Here is a 20,817-nt window from a genome sequence, read left to right as displayed (position 1 = left end):
CTCCGAGGCTTTAGACGACATTTTACGCATGGGTTCAGAGCAATCTGAACTCGAACGTCATGTCGTTGCACAGCCGATAATAGATCAGAATGCACAGTTTAACGGCAACGTTTGCTCGGGTTTCTCGCAATCAAGCGGCGCGGCGCAATTGTTTTATCGCAACAATATCTACACGATTCAGACCTTACACATCCATGTTACTAGTCTTGCAATGAACCGCTGGTTAAACCCCTCCGGGGCAATTGCCTGACTGAAAACTGGATAGGAGCGCGAATCCATGTTGACCAGACGCCACTTTATTGGATCGACGGCGGCCATGTTCTCGGCACCGCTTGCGGTATCGTCTGCCAGTGCTGCCACCACTGACAGATCAAAGTGGAACGCATGGGATGCGCGGGTTACACCGGCAAATTACGATCCCGCCACTTCGAACCCATGGGGCGTTCCGAACAGGTTCCTGCCTCAGGTCGTCGAGGCAAACCCGGGTCTGACGCCGGGTGACATCCACGTGGATGCTGTGGCGCGCTATCTTTATCATATCCGCGACAATGGCACCGCGATGCGATACGGCGTCGCCATTGCCAAGGGCAATCTCTACGAACCCGGCACCTATAGCATCAAGCGCAAGGCGAAATGGCCGACATGGACGCCGACCCCTGCCATGGTCAAGCGCGATCCCGGTGCCTATGCACAACATGCTGACGGCATGAATGCGGGGCCGTCAAACCCACTCGGGTCACGTGCGCTCTATCTTTATGTCGGCAACCGCGACACCTATCTGCGCATCCATGGCACCCCGAGCCCGAGATCCATTGGCGGTCGCGCGAGTTCCGGTTGCGTGCGCATGATCATGGCTCACATCAACGGTCTGTATGAGCAGGTGAACACAGGTTCTAGGGCGATTTTGTATGCGCCCGAAGAGTTGACCGCCGCGAAAACCTGACACCTATTGTCAGCCTGACCGGCGTTCGCCGCGACCTTGGATAGATTACCCAGCCACCTGCGCATCAACTGAACCGGTGCAGATAGGCCTGCCATCCACGGTACGAAGCGGCAGAAGTGTTGTTTCCACTGGGCCTTTGTAGCGGTAGACATAGCACCCGTTTGCCGGGTCTACCCGAACAGCGGTCAGATCTTGGTTTGGTGCTGCGATCGCCAGAACGCCCTCGGGGGCCTGTGTCAGTAAGCCGTCTGTTGGACTGCTGCTGAAGTCTTGGAATTCATCGCAGGCGCCAACCAACAACGTTGCGCACCCCATAACCCAAACCCGAACGTTCATTGACGACATCTCCCAACAGCTCTTGGTACTCAAACAGCATACGCGTCTCAGGATGTACAATCCGTCAAAGCGTAAATCGGTTTCCTGTATTTCATCTATCGAACGGCAGAAAACTCCGCAACAAGCCAGTTTAAGGACCGCAATTTGAACGGCGTCTGTGGTGAGTTCGCACTAGATGTCTCAAATCGGTGTCGATCGCGCTTCGAATCCTCTGGACCAGAGACGAGCGCCATCGGACCGCGAAGCGCTCAATATTTCTTGTATCTGGCGCTGTAACACGCGCTGTTCAGGCCGGTCACGTCGCGCATGGATTCAAGTTCGGAGCCATCGGCGTTGAATGTGAATTCCCAATAGGTCAGTCCGATGAAATTGCCAGCGCTGTTATAGGCGTTGGTGGTGCCGCACATGGATTTGCTGCCATTTCGACGTGGAACGGCGCGTGAGAGTTCCAACCCCCGAACCCGCTTTGCCGATCCCGCCTTTTCCACGAGCGCATCGGCGGCAAGATCTGGCATTTCAACCTGTTCTTCTGTGCCTTCGCACAGGGCGGCGACAGGCACGAGCAAAAGGAACGCGATCAGGCTTTTCATTTGGGAGTCCTCTGGGGATGCGAGAGCAAACTAGCGCTGGTTCAGGCGGCTCTGCAAGGTGCGCATTAGGTTTGCACCGGCATCTGATGGACGGGCTGGACATTTTCCCCCGACCCGCTCAGGTTTCGCCGCAACGCAAGAAGCAGATAGGCCTTACATGTTTCAGAGTTTCGAAGTGACTGCCCGCCCTGAACAGGGCCCCCCCCGGCTCGCACGGTTGCGCGAGGAAATGCAGGCCCAAGGGCTTGACGGGTTCCTTGTTCCGCGTGCGGATGCCCATCAAGGCGAATATGTCGCCGATCATGATGCGCGGTTGGCGTGGCTGACAGGGTTCACCGGATCGGCGGGTTTTTGTGCGGCGCTAGGCGATGTGGCAGGCGTGTTTGTTGACGGGCGTTATCGCACGCAGGTCAAGGCGCAGGTGGCACCGGAGTATACTCCGGTACCATGGCCGGACGTGGGTCTGCCCGACTGGCTGATCGAACACTTGCCGGATGGCGGGCGGGTCGGATTTGATCCGTGGCTGCACACCGTGGCCGAGGTTGAACGCTGGGCACAAGTCCTTGACGAGACCGGCATCGTTATGGTGCAATCCGACAACCTTGTGGACCGGGTCTGGCCGGATCAACCTGCCCCGCCCATGCAGCCAGTCAAAGCGCATCCGCTGGAATTCGCCGGCGAAACCGCTGCCGACAAATCGGCACGGCTGGCCAAGGAACTGCGCGATGCCAGGCATCGTGCAGCGGTGATCACCCTGCCCGACTCGATCATGTGGCTCTTGAACATCCGTGGCTCTGACATCGCCCGCAATCCGGTGGCGCATGGATTCGCTGTGCTGCATGACGACGGGCGCGTCGATCTGTTCATGGAACCGGCCAAGCTCGACGCAGTACGTGACCATCTGGTTGAGATGGTCACGATCTGTCCGCCTGACGGGTTTCTGACCGCGCTAGCCGAGTTGAGCGGGCCGGTGCGGCTCGAAAAATCATCCGCGCCGCAAAAGCTGGCAGATGTGCTTGGCGCCTCGGCGGTGTTTGGTGAAGATCCCTGCGCACTTCCCAAGGCGCGCAAGAACCGGGCCGAGATCGAAGGCAGCGCCGCGGCGCATCTGCGTGACGGGGCCGCGATGGTTGAAGTGCTGGCCTGGCTGGATGCGCAAGCGCCTGGAGGTCTGACAGAGATCGCGGTTGTCAAACAGCTGGAGGAAAACCGGCGCAAAGACAACGCCTTGCAGGACATCAGCTTTGATACCATTTCCGGCACGGGGCCCAATGGTGCGATCATGCATTACCGGGTCAGCGAAGAAACCGACAGCGTGTTGAAAGACGGCCAGTTGCTGGTTTTGGACAGCGGCGGCCAATATCTGGATGGCACCACCGATATCACCCGCACGATTGCAATCGGTGCGCCCGGCACGGAGGAATGCGCAGCCTTTACCCGCGTGCTTCAGGGCATGATCGCCATGTCCCGGCTGCGCTGGCCAAAAGGGCTGGCGGGTCGCGATATCGAGGCGATCGGGCGCATGCCGCTGTGGTTGGCAGGGCAGGATTTCAACCACGGTCTCGGCCACGGCGTCGGTGCCTATCTGAGCGTGCATGAAGGGCCGCAACGCCTGAGCCGGATGAGCACGGTCCCGCTGGAGTCAGGAATGATTCTGTCAAACGAGCCGGGGTATTACCGCGAAGGGGCCTTTGGTATCCGCATCGAAAATCTGCTGGTCGTTCAGCCCGCTCCGGCCCTGCCCGGCGGCGATGCGGAACGCACTATGCTGTGTTGGCAAACCCTGACCTATGTACCGATTGACCGCCGGCTGATCGTGACCGACATGTTGTCGCAAGACGAACGGGCCTGGCTGAACACCTACCACGCAGAGGTTCGGGAAAAGATCGCGCCGCGGGTAGGCAAGTCGGCCCGGATGTGGTTGGATGCGGCAACCGCCCCGGTCTGAGACCGCGGCGTATTTTTTGTTGCGCTGGCCATGCGGGCTGGGCGCTAAGTTTCAGAGGGAAACAAGATGCCAGATCGAATTCGTGTACGCAAGAAACCGGGAACATGGACCGTGCGGTCAGGCGGCGCGATACTGGGCGAAACCGCCAATGCGCTTGAACTCAGCGAAGGCGATCTCGCACCCGTTATCTATTTTCCGCGCTCCGATATCGCGATGGCGTTTCTGGATCGCTCTGACAAGACAACACATTGCCCGCACAAGGGCGACGCCAACTACTACTCGATCGTCAACAAGTCATCGGTCGATAAAGACGCTGTATGGACTTATGAGGATCCACTGGAGGCGGTCGCCGCGATCAAGGACCATCTCGCGTTTTATACGAGTGCCTCGATCAAGGTTGAAAAACTCTGAATCATTGCTGGCCGTTAAAATGAAAAGCCGGGGCACGAGGCCCCGGTTTTCTTACTTCAAAACGCGTTAAAGCGATTTATTTGCGTTTCATAAACGCAAACCCACCAAGTGCGCTGACCATCAGAAAAATGCCAGCCGGAAGCGGAACCGGCGCCGGTGTTACGGTGCCTATCAATGTCCCGGTCATCACACCCGTCGATTGGCCGTAGATATTTGCGGACGAAATCTCGAACGCGTCATCCACGTAACGGAAGGTCATGAACAGCGTATCGACCGAGCCGGGAACAGCCACTTCGGGCGTCAGACCGGAACTGACATTGCTGATCGCAAAATTGAACGGGTTGGTGAATGTCCGCGTGCCGATCTCGGACCCGCCAAGCGTGGTGCCAAAATCAAGCTGCATCGTAGCGCCGGACAAAAACAGCCCCTCGCCGCTACAGCTACCGCAGTTATAGCCGAACCTGTTGAACCTCGTTGAATCTGTCGTGGAAAAATCAAACTCGAATGCCACCGCGTTCCGTGCGTCGACGGTTGCCGCACTCGCGGACGACACAAGGCTGGCCACGAAAACAAAAATGGCCGCAGCCAGCCCTGAAAGTTTGAACGTCATGCGATTAACTCCGCGTACTGGTAACTTCACTGTCTGCGGTATCGCCCGGTCAGATGGTCAAATCAGGACCCAAATACGTCAACTTTCAGACAATTGTCCCTATCCGGAGAATTCTGTGCTCGTTCAGGAGTGTTCTTCGGCCGCAGTGGCGGCCAGCGCACGGTTATAAGCCTTGAGCGCATCGATATAGAACAACGCACCGACCAGTTTCGGCTTGGTTTCCTCGCCTTCCAGCACCACAACGGGCAAAAACCCATCTGTCCCCCGTTCCAGCATCGGCATGGCGGACTCAAGCGTACTGGACGGGGTGATACAGACACCATCGGCAATCAATACGGCGCAGCGTTCACGATCCGCCGCGCGCTCGTGATCATGCGGGCGCATCACAGCACCAGTACGCAACAACGACAGAACATAGGCTTGCGGCCCTGCTGCAAGCGCGATGCCTCGACGCTTCAATTGGGTGAGGAAAAATGACCGGTCTACAATCCGCGAGGCCAGTGCAGTCGAAAGGCTGACCGAAACCATAACCGCGATGCCGATCTGCCAATCGCCCGTCAGCTCGAACACGATCAGCGTGGTCGATATTGGCGCACCCAGCACCGCTGCCGCCACTGCCCCCATACCCGCGAAAGCATAGAGCGCATGTGTGCCCGACACTTCGGGAAGCACATTGGTGGCGATTATGCCGAAAGACAGACCGGTCAGCGCCCCGACCATCAATGACGGTGAAAACACCCCGCCGCCCATGCGCCCGCCCATGGTAATTGCAACTGCGGCGACCTTGACCACAGTGAACAGGATCGCCGTGTGCAACAGCAGTTCGCCAGACAGGGCGATCCGCGTGGTTTCATATCCAACGCCGATGATATGTGGAAACCAGATTGCGATGCCCCCTAGCATTACCCCGGCAATTGCCGGACGAAGCCAACCGGGAAAACCGATGCGCCTCTGCAGGTGATCGCCCATGTTCTCTGTCCAGAAAATGCCGCGCATCATTACCGCTGCAACGACGCCACAGACGAGGCCAAGCAACAGAAAGGCAGGCAGTTCCACATAGAACTTCAAGGCGCCGGGCGTGATGAGATTGAATTCGGCCACATCCCCGAGGTGCAGTCGGTTGATGACGGTCCCGGCAACGCTTGCAATGGCGATCGGAGCAAAAGAGTGGACCGCGAAATGGCGCAGGACGACTTCCAGAGCAAAGATCGTCCCGGCAATCGGCGCGTTAAAGCTGGCAGAGACCGCCGCCGCCACCGCACAACCCAAAAGGTCACGCCCGGTGATGCCATCGGCGTGAATCCGGTTGCTGACCCAGGTGGAGATCACCCCGGCCATATGGACGACAGGACCTTCGCGCCCGGACGAGCCTCCGGAACTAAGCGTAATAAGAGAAGCCGCAAGCGATGCCAGCCCGGCGCGGGTTTCCACGCGCCCGTCCCGCAAGGCGGCTCCCTCGATCACATCGGCGACCGCGCGAACACGACCATCCGGCGTGAACCGATTGAGGATCACACCAACAATCAGCCCCCCAACAATCGGAATGACAAGGATCAGGTACCACGGCAATTGCTCGGCATGGCTGTGCAGCAGCCGGACATCATCGGTGCCGTAAATCGCGGCTTGCAGCGTTGCGATCCCAAGCCGAAAACCAAGCGCGGCAAAACCGGCAGCAATGCCGATGATCAGCGCGATGAACCAGAACTGAATTTGACTTGGCCCGCGCCGCCGAATGACGGACAACCCATTGCGCAATGCGCCGGCGGCATGCGCCAACTGCTTGGCAAGGATTGAACGCGTGCTTTCGGTCATCTGGATTCCGCAGTCGTTGCCTCTCCTGTCTAAAGCGTTTCGGCTTTGACATGAAACAGCGATCTACCAGAACGATCGCCATTGACCTGACCCTAGGTCAGAAACGACACGGCGAAAGGCACAGTTTGCAGCCCCTACCCCGCGAGCAGGGCACGTGCGGCCGCGCGGGCCTCGGCAGTGACAGTATCACCGGCGAGCATCCGGGCAATTTCGTCGATCCGATCTGTTTCGGGCAGCGGGACCACGCGCGACAGGGTGGACCCGTCGGTGACATGTTTCTCGACCCGCCAATGATGCGCACCGCGCGCAGCGACCTGAGGCGAATGGGTGACGACAAGCACCTGGCCATTCTCGGCGAGATCAGCCAGCCTCCGCCCAACAGCATCGGCCGTTGCACCGCCGACACCCCGGTCGATTTCATCAAAGATCATCGTCAACCCGCTGTCACGCCCGGTCAGACAGACCTTGAGCGCAAGCAGAAAGCGGCTGAGTTCGCCACCCGACGCAATCTTGTTCAACGCACCCGCTGGCGCGCCAGGATTGGTGGCGACCGTGAAGGTCGCGGTATCATGCCCATCCGGTCCGGGCTCTGCGGTATCAAGGATGGTACGAAACTCGGCACGTTCCATTCGCAATGGTGCAAGTTCCGCCATCACGGCGGTATCGAGCTGCGCCGCCGCAGCAGCGCGCTGGTCACTTAACGCAGTTGCGGTGGTCTCATAGGTGGCCTGCGCCGTGCAAAGATCGGCCTCTTGCCGGGCAAGGTCGGCGTCCCCGGCATCAAGTGTTGCCAGACGCTCGCGCAGAGAAACGCCAGTGGCGGGCAATTCGTCAGGGGCGCAGTCATGCTTGCGAGCGAGCGCCCGGATCGCAAAAAGGCGTTCTTCGGTGTTTTCCAACTCGTGTACATCAAAATCAAGTGCATCAAGGCTGGCCTCGACACCCGATTGTGCCTCTCCCAGTTCGACCATCGCCCGGTTCAATGCGGACAGCGGCGCGTCCAACGTGCCGTCGGCACTTTCGGCAACTCCGTCCAACCAACGCAGTGCATCGGCCATCGCCCCTTCGGCACCATCGCCACCCAGCAAACCAAGGGCACGGGCAACATCCTCTCGGATGCGTGCGGCTCCTTGCATCGTGCGCCGCCGCGCATCGAGTTCGGCGTCCTCTCCCGCTTGCGGATCAAGCGCATCAAACTCGGCAACCGCGTGACGCAGGAATTCTTCTTCCTCACGGATCGCATTGAGTGCAGCGCGCGTCGCATCAACCAGCTTTTTCGCCCGTGAAAAGGCAGACCACGTCGCGCGGGTTTCGCTCCGCGCCTGCTCAAGCCCCCCGAACGCGTCGAGCATCTCGCGGTGCCCGCGCGGGTCGAGCAATCCGCGATCATCATGCTGACCGTGTAATTCCACCAGTGTTTCGGAAAGCGCACGCAGCACATCACCGGAACAGCGGCGGTCGTTGACCCAGGCCGTCTTGCGCCCGTCCGGTCGGTTGATGCGGCGAAGTATCAATTCGTCACCGCCGGGCAGACCCGCCTCCTCCAGTACCGCATGCGCTGGATGCCCGGCAGGAAGGTCGAAAACGGCGACAACTTCGCCCTGCTCGGCCCCCTGTCGCACCAATTCCGCGCGACCCCGCCAGCCAAGGACAAAGCCGAGCGAATCCAGCAAGATCGACTTGCCTGCCCCGGTTTCGCCGGTCAGCACGTTCAGACCCGGCTGGAAGGCAAGCTCCAGCCGATCAATGATGAGCATGTCTCGAATATCAAGCGCGCGCAGCATCCGAACCATCCCGCATGAAAGGTATCGCCCGGCATCGATCCGGGCGCGCCGTCAACATTGGATCACACCTAGCCGCGTGCCGCCAAAGCGAACTCCGATATGCAATGATCCCAGCACGCTCCGGAAACGCCCTAGAGCCACTGGCCCTTGACCGATTGGCGATAGATTTGGCTGAGCCAGTTATTGCCCCGGCTCTTCATCTTGAGACCGCGGCTGGTCAGCAGCTTGTAGGCATCATCATACCACTCGGACGAACGATAGTTATAACCAAGGATCGCGCCTGCGGTCTGCGCCTCATCCAGCAGTCCAAGAGACAGATAGGCTTCGATCGCGCGGAACAGCGCTTCAGCAGTGTGGCTAGTGGTCTGGAAATCTTCGATCACCACCCGGAACCGGTTGATGGCAGCGGTATAGTGACTGCGGCGCAGGTAATAACGACCGATCTCCATTTCCTTGCCCGCGAGATGATCGAAGGCGAGATCGAACTTCAGAATCGATGTGGTGGCATACTCACTGTCCGGGTAAACCTCGATCACCGTGCGTAACGCCTGCAGCGCCTGGAAGGTCAGACCCTGATCGCGGCCAACCTCGTCAATCTGGTCATAGTAGCTGAGCGCCAGCAAATATTGTGCATAGGCGGCGTCTTCGTCCGCCGGATAAAAGTCGATATACCGCTGCGCGGCGGCGCGGCTATTGGGGTAATCCTTGCCCTGATGAAAGGAATACGCCTGCATGATCAAGGCGCGTTTCGCCCATGAAGAATAGGGGTAAAGCCTTTCAATCTCTGAGAAATACCACGCCGCGTCGTCGGTACGATCACGGGCCAGATCGAACTCTCCCCGCTCAAAGATCTGTTCCGGGGTATAGCCTTCCAGCGACTCGGTCCGATCAGCCCGACTGCTGCCACTGCAAGAGGCGAGAAACGCCACCAGAAGTACGGTGCCGATGACCTTGGCCCTGAACTTGCCACCCAACATGCTAGATTACCCTTGTCGCCTGATCCGGGGTGTAGCCCCGATTGCGGAAGGGTCTAGCACAATATTTTCGGGTGCAAAACGCCATAAAGACATGGGGACGAGATCGCGCAGGTTCAGAGTCAGGCGACTTGCGGGATTTCCGCCCAGACGAGGCCCTGGCCCGGCAGGCGTGCAGCTTCTTCACCATCGCAGACCACCATCCGAACGGCGTTAGGTGTGTCAAACAGCGCCCGCAACAGGGTGTTGGTCAGCGCATGACCGGCGCGTTCACCAACGTAACGACCGAGAATCGGACCGCCAGCCAGCGCCAGATCACCCAGAGCATCAAGCATCTTGTGGCGCACGGCTTCGTCAGTGTGGCGGAAACCACCGGGGCTAAGGACCTCTTCGCCGTCGACCACAACCGCATTGTCAAGCGTACCGCCTAACGCAAGGCCCTGTTCGTGCATCGCATCCACGTCTGCCTGACGGCAGAACGTACGGCTGTCGCAGAGTTCGCGGGCAAAGGCGCCGTTACGCATATCAAGGACCTTGCTTTGACGCCCAATGGCCTCGTCGGCAAAATCAATGTGGAACTCGATTTCAAAGCCATCCGCAGGCAGAAGCGTGGCGCGAGCGCCATCCTTTTCCACGGTGACGGGTTTGAGAATTTCCAGCGCCACCACGGGCGCACCCTGCAACTGCACTCCACGGGCCATGATGCCACGCACGAAAGGCGCGGACGACCCATCAAGGATCGGGACTTCGGGGCCGTCGATATCGATCAAGGCGTTGTTGATGCCACAGCCCGAAAGCGCGGCCATCACATGTTCCACGGTCGAAACCGACACGCCGGCCTCGTTCACAAGGCGGGTGCACAGCGGGCTGCGTTCAACACGGTCCCAGAGGGCCGGGATCACAGCGTTGCCAAGCTCGATATCTGTGCGACGAAAGCGGATGCCAAAACCGGCCTGCGCCGGGCGCAGCACCATACGAGCGGGCGCACCACTGTGCAGACCGACACCATCAAACGTCACCGGGGCTTTGAGCGTATTTTGCAAGACAGGCCTCTAACCGTTTCTCCAACCACGACCGGGCTGGCGTACTCTCAGTTAAGGGGCTGCTGATTGTCACTCAACTCAATCTTTGTAACCGAATGAAACATGCATGTAACATATCGGCAGAACCCCGCCATACACCCGGTAAGATTTTGTTTTTAAAAGAGAAAAGGCCGCCCCAAGGCGGCCCGTTCAGTGTCTTTTGTGACGTGGTTAATTGGCCTGGCGGCGCAAAAAGGCTGGAACTTCGATCCGGTCCTGCTCGTGGTCCGGTTCGTCCTGATAGGGTTCCGCAGCGTCACGCTGGTGCATTGGCGGTTGCTGGCGTGCAGTTTGCGCACCGCGATCTGCCGGGGTGTCCGCCGCATGGCCGGTCATCCGGTTGATCAGCGAGTTGACGCTGAACCGTGGCTTGTCGCCTGTATCCACCGGAGCTGCGGCTGCAGGCCGACGGGATTGTGCAGCCGTCCCGCGTTGCGCCGAATTTGGCACATTCTGAACCGCTTTTTGCAGACGGGCCAAGGCCTCGGGTGACGGAGTTCCGGGAGCCGGAGCACGTGGCGCAACGAATTTCTCCACCTCGGCAGTTTCCGTGCGCGGTTCGAATGCGGCAACACGGGGTTCATAGGCTGGCGGAGGAAGACCATCATCCTGTTCGCGAGTCTCGGCGGCAGGTGGATAGAACTCTTCAACTTCCTCTTCCACGACGGCCTGAACGGGTTCGATGTTCTCAAACAACGTGCGTTCTTCTGCGGCATCGGCCACGACCGGCGCAGCAGGCGCTTCTTCGTATTGCGGCGCAGGCTGCTCTTCTTCGACGCTGACGCTGGTGCGCAGTGGCGCAGACATGGAGCGACGCGGAACCGGGATATCGGTGTTCACTTCGCCCGCGTCGATACCAGTGGCGACAACGCTGACGCGCATCATGCCTTCCATGTCGGTATCCAGTGTCGAGCCGACGATGATGTTCGCCTCGGGATCGACTTCTTCGCGGATGCGGTTCGCCGCTTCGTCGAGTTCGAACAGGGTCAGGTCGTGGCTGCCGGTGATGTTGATCAGAACACCTTTGGCGCCGCGTAGGCTGATTTCGTCCAGAAGCGGGTTGGCGATGGCCTTTTCGGCGGCCTGAATGGCGCGATCTTCGCCCTCCGCTTCGCCGGTACCCATCATCGCCTTGCCCATTTCGTCCATGACGGCGCGAACGTCGGCAAAGTCGAGGTTGATCAAGCCGGGGCGCACCATCAGGTCAGTCACGCCTTTGACACCTTGATAGAGAACGTCGTCAGCCATCGAGAAGGCTTCGGTGAATGTGGTTTTCTCATTCGCCAGCCGGAACAGGTTCTGGTTGGGAATGATGATAAGCGTATCGACGACCTTTTGCAGGCTTTCCACGCCGTCCTCGGCCTGGCGCATCCGCTTGCCGCCTTCGAACTGGAATGGTTTGGTCACGACACCGACGGTCAGAACACCAAGTTCACGTGCCGCCTGTGCGATGATCGGCGCGGCTCCGGTTCCGGTGCCACCGCCCATGCCCGCAGTGATAAAGCACATATGCGCGCCGGCCAAGTGATCGACAATCTGCTCGATGCTTTCTTCGGCGGCTGCAGCGCCCACACTTGCCCGAGCGCCCGCGCCCAGACCTTCGGTCACTTTGACGCCAAGCTGCACCCGGTTCTGCGAGGCGCTTTGCTGAAGTGCCTGAGCATCGGTGTTGGCCACAACAAACTCGACCCCGTCGAGCTGCTTTTCGATCATGTTGTTGACAGCGTTGCCACCTGCCCCCCCGACACCAAACACGGTGATCCGAGGTTTCAAGTCGTCCTGTCCGGGCATCGAGAGATTCAATGTCATTTGAGTTCCGCCTGTTCTGCCGACCCACATTCGCGGGTGTTTTTTGGTCCAATTGTCACGACCTTAGCCGCCAGAGGGCCGGTCGTCACCACAAAAACGCAAAAATCACCCCAAAATATGGACCTTTTCGCGCGTGTTTCCGCCCAATGTCGCCAAGATGGCAATATCTAGCGGTCACCAGTTGTCCCGGAACCACTTGACCGCGCGCCGGAATGAGCGCGCGGGGTAGCGGTCGACGGGAATCTCAAAATCCCACCACTCGTCCTGCGGGTGCGCCGCGAACAGGGCGAGCCCTACCGCGCTGGCAAATCCGGGGCCTGTTGCGGCCTGTGGCAGACCATGCACGCGCAAGGGGCGCCCCAGACGCACCTGCTGGCCCAGAATGCGGCTGGCCAACCCGTCAAGACCGGGGATTTGGCTGCCACCGCCGGTCAGGACGATCTGCTGACTGGGAAGGTGTTCGAAACCCGCCGCATCAAGCCGGACGCGGACCTCTTCCAATATTTCTTCGACGCGCGGTCGCATGATGCCGATCAATTCGGCGCGGCTGACCCTGCGGCGGTCATGTTCATAGTCACCGGTATCGCCACCAATATCGATCATCTCGCGATCGTCCATTCCGGTGGCGTGGACGCCGCCGTAGAACGTCTTCATCCGCTCGGCATTGGCCGCCGGAATACCAAGGCCCATCGAGATGTCTGCGGTGACATGATCACCCCCCATGCGCACACAATCGGCATAGATCATGTGCTTTTTCATAAAAATCGACACCCCGGTCGAACCACCACCGAGATCAACACAGGCCGCGCCAAGCTCCTGCTCATCCTCGACCAGTGCCGAGATGCCGCTGGCATAGGCCGAACTGGCAATGCCAGCCAGCTCAAGATCACAGCGCTTGACGCAATGGACGAGGTTCTGCACGGCGTCCGCATCGACCGTCAGCATATGCATATCCGCAGACAGGGTCTGTCCCAACTGGCCACGTGGATCGATCAGACCCGAGCGATGATCGAGCGCAAAATTGACCGGCTGCGCATGCAGTACCTCGCGCCCCGTCCCGTACTCCGGGACTTCGCAAGCGGCCAGCACGCGGGCCACTTCGGCTTCAGTAACAACCTGACCTTCGAGTTCGACGTGTGCATCAAGCCCATAGCTGCGCGGGCTGGCGCCCGAGAAACAGGCGATCACGTGATCGACACGGATCTCGGCCATCTTTTGCGCCGCCTGCAACGCCGTACGGATGGCCCGTTCGGTTTCCTGCATCGCGGTGATTTCGCCAAACTGCACCCCCCGTGCCCGTGTGGTCGCCGCGCCCACGACGCGAAACGCCGATTGCCCGGCCAGTGAGCCAATTGAATTGTCTTCGCTAAGCTGCTCTGGGCCGTCAAATCGCAAGACAAGGCAGGCGGTCTTGGAACTGCCGACATCCAGAATGGCAATCACACCACGCTGCAGCGCCTGTCGCCGCATTTGCCGCATTGCCCGCTGTGTGTGGTAAAAGTCTGCCATTGGTTATTGCCCGTTTCCGTTTATTTCGCGAATGCGCCACCAGTTTTCGACGGCGTCCGATGTCATTCTGAGAGTTGGTCGCGCCGAGAGCCGCAGATCGACTACGGCGACATCACGCTCCAGCATGTCCTGCGCCTCGCTCAGCGCAATCACCCGCTCCAGCGCACGCACCGGGCGATCAGGTGGCAAAAGAATGCGTTGATCGCGATCCAGCACCACATCCCATCGGCGCTCGCCAACCCGTACCAGGCCGCGCAGCCGATCGCCTAGCGGAGCCGCCGCCTGAATCAATGTCAGCGCCTCGGGTACGACATCATCCGCACCGTCACCTGCAATGACCGCCAGGTCGGGATATTGCAGTCGGCTGCCAATCTCATCGATATGCGCCCCGTTCCGGTCAAGCAGCGCGACCCCGTCGCGGCTCCGCCAGATGATTGCGGGCTTGCGCGCGATCACATCGACCTGAAGCACCCCGCCGGGGCGAATACGTACACTGGCATTCTTGACAGGGTCGAGCTCGGCAATCTTGGTGCGGATCTGTTCAAGGTCCAGATCGAATGAACTGACTGGAAAATCGAGCGGCACCGCCTCGCGGATGTCATCAGACAACCCAGCCGACGCCCCGTCGATCGCCATCAGGCCCACCATGAATTCCGGGCGCTCCTCGATGCCGGCGCGCAATTCGCCGATCTTGAGCATCAGCATATCGCGGCGGTCCTGATCGGACAGAAACCCACCAGCGGCGCCGATAACAACCATCAGCGGTATGCCGATGCGCAGCGCTGTGCGAATGCCGGGCGTAAGCATCCAGCGCTGCATCCGGTACCGCATGCGCGACGGGGCGGGATCGCGGGGTGTTGGGGTTACCGGTGGCATGATGCGTCCTCGACCAGCCACCGGCACATTGCGCCAAAACTGATCCCCGTTTTTGTTCCCTGTTCCGGGCTGAGCGACGTTGGCGTCATGCCCGGTTGCGTGTTGGTTTCCAGCAGGATCAGCCCATCCGCACCGCGCGCTTCGTCCCAGCGGAAGTCCGTGCGGCTCAGGCCCTTGCAGCCAAGCGCGTCATGCGCGCGCACCGCATAATCCATGCAGAGATCAAAGATTTCGGTGGGAATGTCTGCAGGCACGATATGGCGCGAACCGCCGGGCTTGTATTTGGCGTCGTAATCGTACCAGCCATCGGTGAGGATATCCGTCACAGTCAACGCCTTGTCGCCCATCACGGTGGTGGTCAGCTCGCGCCCCGGCGCGAAGGTTTCCACCATGACATCATCTGGCATGTCATCCGACAGTTGCGGCGGACCATTGGCCACCTCATGCACAAGATAGACGCCGACTGACGAGCCTTCGTTGTTCGGTTTGACCACATAGGGCGGCGCCATCACGTGGCGGGCGCGCACTTCTTCCTTCGCGCAGATCAGGCTCTCGACCACGGGCAATCCGGCAGCGCGAAACGCATCCTTGCTGCGCTGTTTGTCCATCGCAAGCGCCGAGGCCAACACGCCGGAATGGGTATAGGGGATGCCGAGCCATTCCAGCAGCCCCTGCACACAACCATCTTCGCCCCAGCGACCGTGCAGGGCATTGAATACAACGTCCGGGGAAATCTCGCGCAGGCGATCACACAGGTCCGAACCCGCGTCCAGCTCTGTCACTTCAAATCCTTCTTCCCGCAGAGCGGTTGCGCATTCACGCCCGCTGGACAGCGACACCTCGCGTTCAGCCGAGGGTCCGCCCAACAATACCGCAACTGTTCGGGGTGTCCTGCTCGACTGACCCACGACTAGCGCCTCAAATTCCCGTGCCTTTTGCGGCCGGTGTTTTTCATTTTCCCGATTGTGTCACACCCGGATTTTTGCCTGTTCGGGTGTGTTCGGGGTCTTTAGGTATCTGCAGGATCTCCGACCCGCATGATTTCCCACTCTAGCGTGATACCGCTCGAATCGTAAACCTTTTTTCGCACGTCTTCGCCCAATCCTTCGAGATCCGCCGCCGTGGCGCCGCCGGAATTGATCAGGAAATTCGGGTGCTTCTCGCTCATCTGTGCACCACCGCGCCGTTTACCGCGCAATCCGGCATCGTCGATGACTTTCCAGGCCTTCAGATCATGCACGTCATCAGCCCGCCCGGTGCTTGAGAACCCGGCCGGGTTGCGAAAGGTCGATCCTGCGCTGCGATCCTTGGTCGGCTGTGTTTCGTCCCGTTTTTGCAGTTGTGCCGCCATGCGGGCGTGCAGTTCCGCAGGATCACCGGAGGTTGCGCGAAAGGTTGCGTCGACCAGCACCGCGCCTTCAGGCAAATCGGTCTGCCGATAGCGTGGGTTCAGTTCATCGAGGGTCAGCGTGACAATAGACCCGTCTCGCAAAACCGCGCGGACCGAAACGAGGTGATCTGCCGTATAACTGCCATAACAGCCCGCGTTCATCCGCACGGCACCACCGATGCTGCCCGGAATCGTGCGCAGGAATGTCAGATCCAGCCCGGCATCGGCCGCCTTGCGCGCCACATGTGCATCCAGCGCCGCCGCCCCTGCGTTCACTGTTGTGCCGTTGATCTCGATGCCATTAAAACCGCGCCCCAGCCGGATCACCACCGCGCGTATACCACCATCGCGCACGATGAGGTTCGATCCGACCCCCATCGGGAACACCGGAACATTGGGATCAAGCCATCTCAGAAAGCCGGACAGGTCGTCCAGATCCGCAGGCTGAAACAACCAGTCCGCCGGGCCGCCAACGCGCAACCATGTGAGGTCGGACAGGTCGCGGTTGGGGGTCAACCGTCCGCGTATCGGGGCCTGAGACAGATCAACCATGGTCACGCAATCCCGATGATTTGCGTCGCGCCCAACGGCTCAGATAGATCACCGGCCAACGCAACATCGACATCCCAGCAACCATCACCGCCAGTCCGACCCACGGGCCGTTCTCATAGGTGACGTAACCAAGGATCGGGATGCCAAACGCGATGAGAGCATATGCCTTGCGCCAGTGATGATCGCGGCTTGGCAACATCGCCAGTATGTTGGCGATCAACGCCCAGAGAGCAGCAAGGATCAGGGACAATGGCATATTCAGGTCCTCAGTGACATCACCGATTGCCGCCCCACGCCTGCGGGCGGGTCTCTCGACAGAAAGCAGGGCCGCTAGTGCAATCCCTAATGACAAAATGCAATCCCGCTTTGCCTAAAATTGCGGGATTAGCAGGTCTGTTTACCGCGGCCACTACCCTTGCAGGCGATCCGGCAGGTTGTTCGCCCATGCGCTGATTGTACCAGCGCCGAGACAAACCACCATGTCGCCGGGTCGCGCCTGTTCGCGGACCATTCGCACCAGATCATCTTCGTCGATCAAGGCGCGCGCATGGCGGTGTCCATGGCGAATCAACCCGGCAACCAGATCGTCGCGGCTCGCGCCCTCAATCGGGTCTTCACCAGCGGCAAAGACTTCAGCAATCGCCACGACGTCGGCATCGTTGAAACAGGCACAGAAATCGTCGAACAGATCATGCAGACGGCTGTAGCGGTGCGGCTGATGCACGGCGATCACGCGTCCTTCGCTTGCATGACGCGCAGCCTTGAGCACGGCGGTGATTTCCACCGGATGGTGGCCGTAATCATCGATGATGGTCACCCCATCGACCTCACCCACCTTGGTAAAACGCCGGTTGACGCCACCAAACGCCGCCAGCGCATCACGGATTTCGTCAGTCTTCATGCCCAAATGGCGGGCCACGGCCACTGCGGACAGTGCGTTTGACACGTTGTGATCGCCGGGCATCGGCAGCGTGCACCCTTCAATCACCTTGTCCTCAGCCTGAAGCTGAATATCGAAATGGGCGACACCAGCCTTATAGGTCAGGTTCACCGCACGCACATCGGCCTGCGTGTTAAAGCCATAGGTCACGACGCGACGATCAGTGATCCGGCCCACCAGTGACTGTACCTCTGGATGGTCGGTGCAGCACACGGCAACGCCATAGAATGGAATATTGGACACGAATTCGTGGAAGCCATCACGCAGAGTGTCGAAATCGCCCCAATGCTCCATATGCTCGGGGTCGATGTTGGTCACAATGGCGATGGTTGCAGGCAGCCGGTTAAATGTGCCGTCGGACTCGTCCGCCTCGACCACCATCCATTCGCCCTGCCCCATACGCGCATTGGAGCCATAGGCGTGAATGATCCCGCCATTGATTACGGTCGGATCAAAGTGTCCGGCCACCATCAATTCGGCCATCATGGTCGTCGTCGTCGTCTTGCCATGCGTCCCGGCAATCGCGATGTTGGATTTCAGCCGCATCAGTTCGGCGAGCATTTCGGCCCGGCGCACCACTGGCAAGCCACGCTTGCGGGCCTCGTCCAGTTCGGCATTGCCCGGCTTGATCGCAGACGAGATCACCACAACCTCGGCCTCGCCCAGATTTTCGGCGGCTTGACCAATGCAGATCTCAGCCCCCAGCACACCCAACCGCTCGGTGATCTTGGACGCCTTGAGGTCAGAACCCTGAACCCGGTAGCCATGATTCAGCAGAACCTCGGCAATGCCCGACATGCCGATACCGCCGATACCGACAAAGTGAATCGGGCCGATATCAAGGGGGAGTTTGGTGGCTGCATTCATAACTGGGCTTCCATCCATCATCAGTTCAATCCGTCCTTTGTGCCAATTCAGTGACAAGGGCAACAAGACGCTCTGTCGCGTCCGGAGCACCCGAAGTCAGCGCGGCGTTGCTCATCTGCATTGCTGCTTTGGGGTTTTCCAGAATCGCCGTCATCTGATCTGCGAGGCTTGCCGCCGCAAGCGCCCCTTCTGGAATCAGGATCGCGGCCCCGGCATCGACCAGCCCACGCGCATTGGCGGTCTGATGATCCCCCGCGGCTGCGGCAAAGGGGATCAGGATCGAAGGCCGCCCAATCACGGTCAGGTCTGCAATCGAGGATGCGCCCGCGCGACTGATGACCAGTTGTGCTTCGCTCATCCGGCGCGGCACGTCCTGAAAGAATGTCTGCACATCGGCGTCGATACCGTTGGCGGCATAGCGTGCGGTGACTCGGTCGATGTCTTCGGGGCGGGCCTGATGGCTGACACGAAGATGCCTGCGGATCGGTTCTGGCAAGGCGACGATGGCGTCCGGCACTACGTCCGAAAGAATTCGCGCGCCCTGACTGCCGCCCATGACGAGAAGTGACATGGGGTAGTCACCCGGCGGGATATAGGATGCCCCGGCCCGATCCAGCACGGCCGCCCGCACAGGGTTGCCCACATGAATACCGTCGGCCCCTTCGGGCAGGTCGGTGGGCCAGACTCCGCAGCCAACACAGGCGACACGGGTTGAAAACAGTTGGTTGACCCGGCCAAGAACACCGTTCTGTTCATGGATCATGCGTGGCAGCTTTAACAGAACTGCCGCGCCCAATGCCGGAATCGTCGGATAGCCTCCAAAGCCAACCACGACATCCGGGCGATCGCGCCGCATCTGCAACATCGCGCCTATAACGCCGGACGCAATCTTGGGCGCCACCATCGCCTTGGCGGCAAGACCGCCGCGCGCAAATGTGGCGCTGTTCACTTCGGTGATTTCGGTAGAATGGGGGAAACCGCCGGTATACCGCGCGCCGCGCGCATCGGTTGACAGTTTGACCCGCCAGCCCCGAGCAAGGATCGCCTCGGCCAGTGCCTGCGCGGGGAACATGTGACCACCCGTCCCGCCCGCCGCCATCATCAAGAGCGGTTGGCTCATCTGCTGCGCCCTCGCAGCAGATCGGCGAATTCGCCCTGTGGGCGGGAGCGGGTAAAGGCCAGCAACATGCCAACCGCAATACCACCCGCAATCAGGGACGATCCACCATAGCTGACGAACGGCAGCGTCATACCCTTGGCTGGCAACAACCGCACCGCCACGCCCATGTTGATCATCGCTTGCACTCCAAAAACACAGGCAAGCCCGGTTCCGGCCAACCGGATGAACGGATCACGTTCCCGCATCAGCCGCAGCAGCGACCGCACGACGATGCTGGCGTAAAGCGCGATGATGATCAGGACCAGAACCAGCCCATATTCCTCCGCCGCGACCGCGACGATGAAATCGGTATGCGCATCTGGCAACGACCATTTCACCTGCCCCTCGCCGACGCCTACACCAAATAAACCACCCTCGCGGATCGCGTTGGTCGCATAACCAAGCTGGGTTGTCGGATCGACATCCGGGGTGAGGAAACCATCGATACGGCGGGCAAAGTGCTCGGAATTGGAATAAGCCAATGTTCCGCCCAGAATGACCAACCCTGCCATTCCGACCAGCAGGATCATTGGAGCACCCGCGACAAAGTACATTACGCCCCAGCCGAACAGCACCAGACAGGCCTGCCCGAAATCGGGTTGCAAGGCCAGCATCAGCACGATCGCGACACATAATGCAAATGACCACGCCGTGCCCGGAGGCCCGTTGATCTGCTGGCTGGCGGCCAACATCCAGGCGCCGACAACGATAAATCCGGGCTTGAGGAATTCCGAGGGCTGCACGCTTGCAAACCCAAGGCTATACCAGCGCACCGCACCTTTGCCGAAATCTGTTCCTAAAAATGGCAGCATCGCCAACCCGACAAAGGCCGCAAGAAACCCAAGCACCGCCAACCGTCGTACCAGTGTCGGTGACATCATCGACGTCAGCAACATGGCAACCAATGCCAGACTGCCGAACACCGCCTGTCGGGACACATAATGAAACGGCTCGAAGCCGTTTCGCGCCGCCAATGGGGGCGAGGCCGCAAGCCCCAGCAACAGGCCGATCACAAACAGGATCAGCACGCAGGACATCGACCATTTGTCGATGGTCCGCCACCATTTTGGAAGAATAGGATCGCCACCCCGTTCAGGGACCGCGCCATACACCATTTCGGTCATGGATTACCGCCGTTTCTGCCTCTGCCCGCCCCTTTTCGGGGTCTATTACGCAAAGCTACATCATAATCGGGCATCAGGCCAGTCTCTTCCTCTTGCTTTTG

At 59.8% G+C, this 20,817-nt stretch carries 20 protein-coding genes; 4 read left to right on the top strand and 16 right to left on the bottom strand.

The features are described from left to right. Positions 1-28 precede the first annotated feature (28 nt). Together ABJO75_RS08870 and ABJO75_RS08865 are read left to right on the top strand one after the other, a co-directional pair. Positions 29-250, top strand: coding sequence for a hypothetical protein (locus ABJO75_RS08870; RefSeq protein WP_348414039.1), 222 nt, complete (start codon positions 29-31; stop codon positions 248-250). A 27-nt stretch (positions 251-277) separates the two neighbouring features. Continuing rightward, entirely contained in the window at positions 278-943 is a 666-nt protein-coding gene (locus tag ABJO75_RS08865; RefSeq protein ID WP_348135358.1) for a L,D-transpeptidase, read from the top strand. 45 nt (positions 944-988) lie between these two features. Here the strand turns inward: ABJO75_RS08865 and ABJO75_RS08860 are convergent, their stop codons facing one another. Both ABJO75_RS08860 and ABJO75_RS08855 read right to left on the bottom strand, forming a co-directional pair. After that, on the bottom strand, positions 989-1,279 hold the full coding sequence (locus ABJO75_RS08860; RefSeq protein WP_348432454.1) for a hypothetical protein: 291 nt from the start codon (positions 1,277-1,279) through the stop codon (positions 989-991). Positions 1,280-1,527: 248 nt separating this feature from the next. Further along, on the bottom strand, positions 1,528-1,869 hold the full coding sequence (locus tag ABJO75_RS08855) for a hypothetical protein (RefSeq protein WP_348135356.1): 342 nt from the start codon (positions 1,867-1,869) through the stop codon (positions 1,528-1,530). A 157-nt stretch (positions 1,870-2,026) separates the two neighbouring features. Between ABJO75_RS08855 and ABJO75_RS08850 the strand changes: the two genes are divergently transcribed. Continuing rightward, positions 2,027-3,817: an aminopeptidase P family protein gene (locus ABJO75_RS08850; RefSeq protein ID WP_348135353.1), complete on the top strand. Its 1,791-nt coding sequence runs from the start codon at positions 2,027-2,029 to the stop codon at positions 3,815-3,817. A gap of 66 nt (positions 3,818-3,883) precedes the next feature. Beyond that, positions 3,884-4,228, top strand: a complete 345-nt coding sequence (locus tag ABJO75_RS08845) for a DUF427 domain-containing protein (protein WP_348135351.1) — start codon at positions 3,884-3,886, stop codon at positions 4,226-4,228. A 76-nt stretch (positions 4,229-4,304) separates the two neighbouring features. Here the strand turns inward: ABJO75_RS08845 and ABJO75_RS08840 are convergent, their stop codons facing one another. The 14 genes from ABJO75_RS08840 to ftsW all read right to left on the bottom strand — a co-directional run bounded on the left by ABJO75_RS08840 (position 4,305) and on the right by ftsW (position 20,716). Beyond that, positions 4,305-4,838 (bottom strand): VPLPA-CTERM sorting domain-containing protein, encoded by a 534-nt coding sequence (locus ABJO75_RS08840; protein WP_348135349.1) that lies wholly within the window; start codon positions 4,836-4,838, stop codon positions 4,305-4,307. 123 nt (positions 4,839-4,961) lie between these two features. Beyond that, a complete protein-coding gene (locus ABJO75_RS08835; protein ID WP_348135347.1) occupies positions 4,962-6,650 on the bottom strand; it encodes a chloride channel protein in 1,689 nt (562 codons plus the stop codon). A 134-nt stretch (positions 6,651-6,784) separates the two neighbouring features. Beyond that, positions 6,785-8,434, bottom strand: coding sequence for a DNA repair protein RecN (gene recN / locus ABJO75_RS08830; protein ID WP_348135345.1), 1,650 nt, complete (start codon positions 8,432-8,434; stop codon positions 6,785-6,787). A 131-nt stretch (positions 8,435-8,565) separates the two neighbouring features. Continuing rightward, on the bottom strand, positions 8,566-9,411 hold the full coding sequence (locus ABJO75_RS08825; RefSeq protein WP_348135344.1) for an outer membrane protein assembly factor BamD: 846 nt from the start codon (positions 9,409-9,411) through the stop codon (positions 8,566-8,568). 119 nt (positions 9,412-9,530) lie between these two features. After that, on the bottom strand, positions 9,531-10,451 hold the full coding sequence (gene lpxC / locus ABJO75_RS08820) for a UDP-3-O-acyl-N-acetylglucosamine deacetylase (RefSeq protein WP_348135343.1): 921 nt from the start codon (positions 10,449-10,451) through the stop codon (positions 9,531-9,533). A 210-nt stretch (positions 10,452-10,661) separates the two neighbouring features. Then, positions 10,662-12,299: a cell division protein FtsZ gene (gene ftsZ / locus ABJO75_RS08815; protein ID WP_348135341.1), complete on the bottom strand. Its 1,638-nt coding sequence runs from the start codon at positions 12,297-12,299 to the stop codon at positions 10,662-10,664. A gap of 174 nt (positions 12,300-12,473) precedes the next feature. Beyond that, positions 12,474-13,808: a cell division protein FtsA gene (gene ftsA, locus ABJO75_RS08810; RefSeq protein ID WP_348135339.1), complete on the bottom strand. Its 1,335-nt coding sequence runs from the start codon at positions 13,806-13,808 to the stop codon at positions 12,474-12,476. A 3-nt stretch (positions 13,809-13,811) separates the two neighbouring features. Next, positions 13,812-14,684 carry a cell division protein FtsQ/DivIB gene (locus ABJO75_RS08805; protein ID WP_348135337.1) on the bottom strand — a complete coding sequence of 291 codons (873 nt, stop codon included), beginning with the start codon at positions 14,682-14,684 and terminating at the stop codon, positions 13,812-13,814. Then, positions 14,672-15,592 (bottom strand): D-alanine--D-alanine ligase, encoded by a 921-nt coding sequence (locus tag ABJO75_RS08800; RefSeq protein ID WP_348135335.1) that lies wholly within the window; start codon positions 15,590-15,592, stop codon positions 14,672-14,674. The genes ABJO75_RS08805 and ABJO75_RS08800 overlap by 13 nt, the downstream gene beginning before the upstream one ends. 101 nt (positions 15,593-15,693) lie before the next feature. Beyond that, positions 15,694-16,626, bottom strand: coding sequence for a UDP-N-acetylmuramate dehydrogenase (murB, locus tag ABJO75_RS08795; protein ID WP_348135333.1), 933 nt, complete (start codon positions 16,624-16,626; stop codon positions 15,694-15,696). Beyond that, complete coding sequence (locus ABJO75_RS08790; protein ID WP_348135331.1) at positions 16,619-16,882, bottom strand: DUF2484 family protein; 264 nt, start codon at positions 16,880-16,882, stop codon at positions 16,619-16,621. The genes murB and ABJO75_RS08790 overlap by 8 nt, the downstream gene beginning before the upstream one ends. A 153-nt stretch (positions 16,883-17,035) precedes the next feature. Next, positions 17,036-18,433, bottom strand: a complete 1,398-nt coding sequence (murC, locus tag ABJO75_RS08785) for a UDP-N-acetylmuramate--L-alanine ligase (protein WP_348135329.1) — start codon at positions 18,431-18,433, stop codon at positions 17,036-17,038. 25 nt (positions 18,434-18,458) lie between these two features. Beyond that, entirely contained in the window at positions 18,459-19,553 is a 1,095-nt protein-coding gene (locus ABJO75_RS08780) for a UDP-N-acetylglucosamine--N-acetylmuramyl-(pentapeptide) pyrophosphoryl-undecaprenol N-acetylglucosamine transferase (RefSeq protein ID WP_348135327.1), read from the bottom strand. Beyond that, on the bottom strand, positions 19,550-20,716 hold the full coding sequence (ftsW, locus tag ABJO75_RS08775) for a putative lipid II flippase FtsW (RefSeq protein WP_348135325.1): 1,167 nt from the start codon (positions 20,714-20,716) through the stop codon (positions 19,550-19,552). The genes ABJO75_RS08780 and ftsW overlap by 4 nt, the downstream gene beginning before the upstream one ends. Positions 20,717-20,817: the final 101 nt, after the last annotated feature.

Origin of the sequence: Sedimentitalea sp., from assembly GCF_039973035.1 — a bacterium.
GTDB lineage: Bacteria > Pseudomonadota > Alphaproteobacteria > Rhodobacterales > Rhodobacteraceae > Sedimentitalea.
Note: the sequence above shows the minus strand (reverse complement) of the source record. Positions and strands in the feature narration are given on the sequence as shown.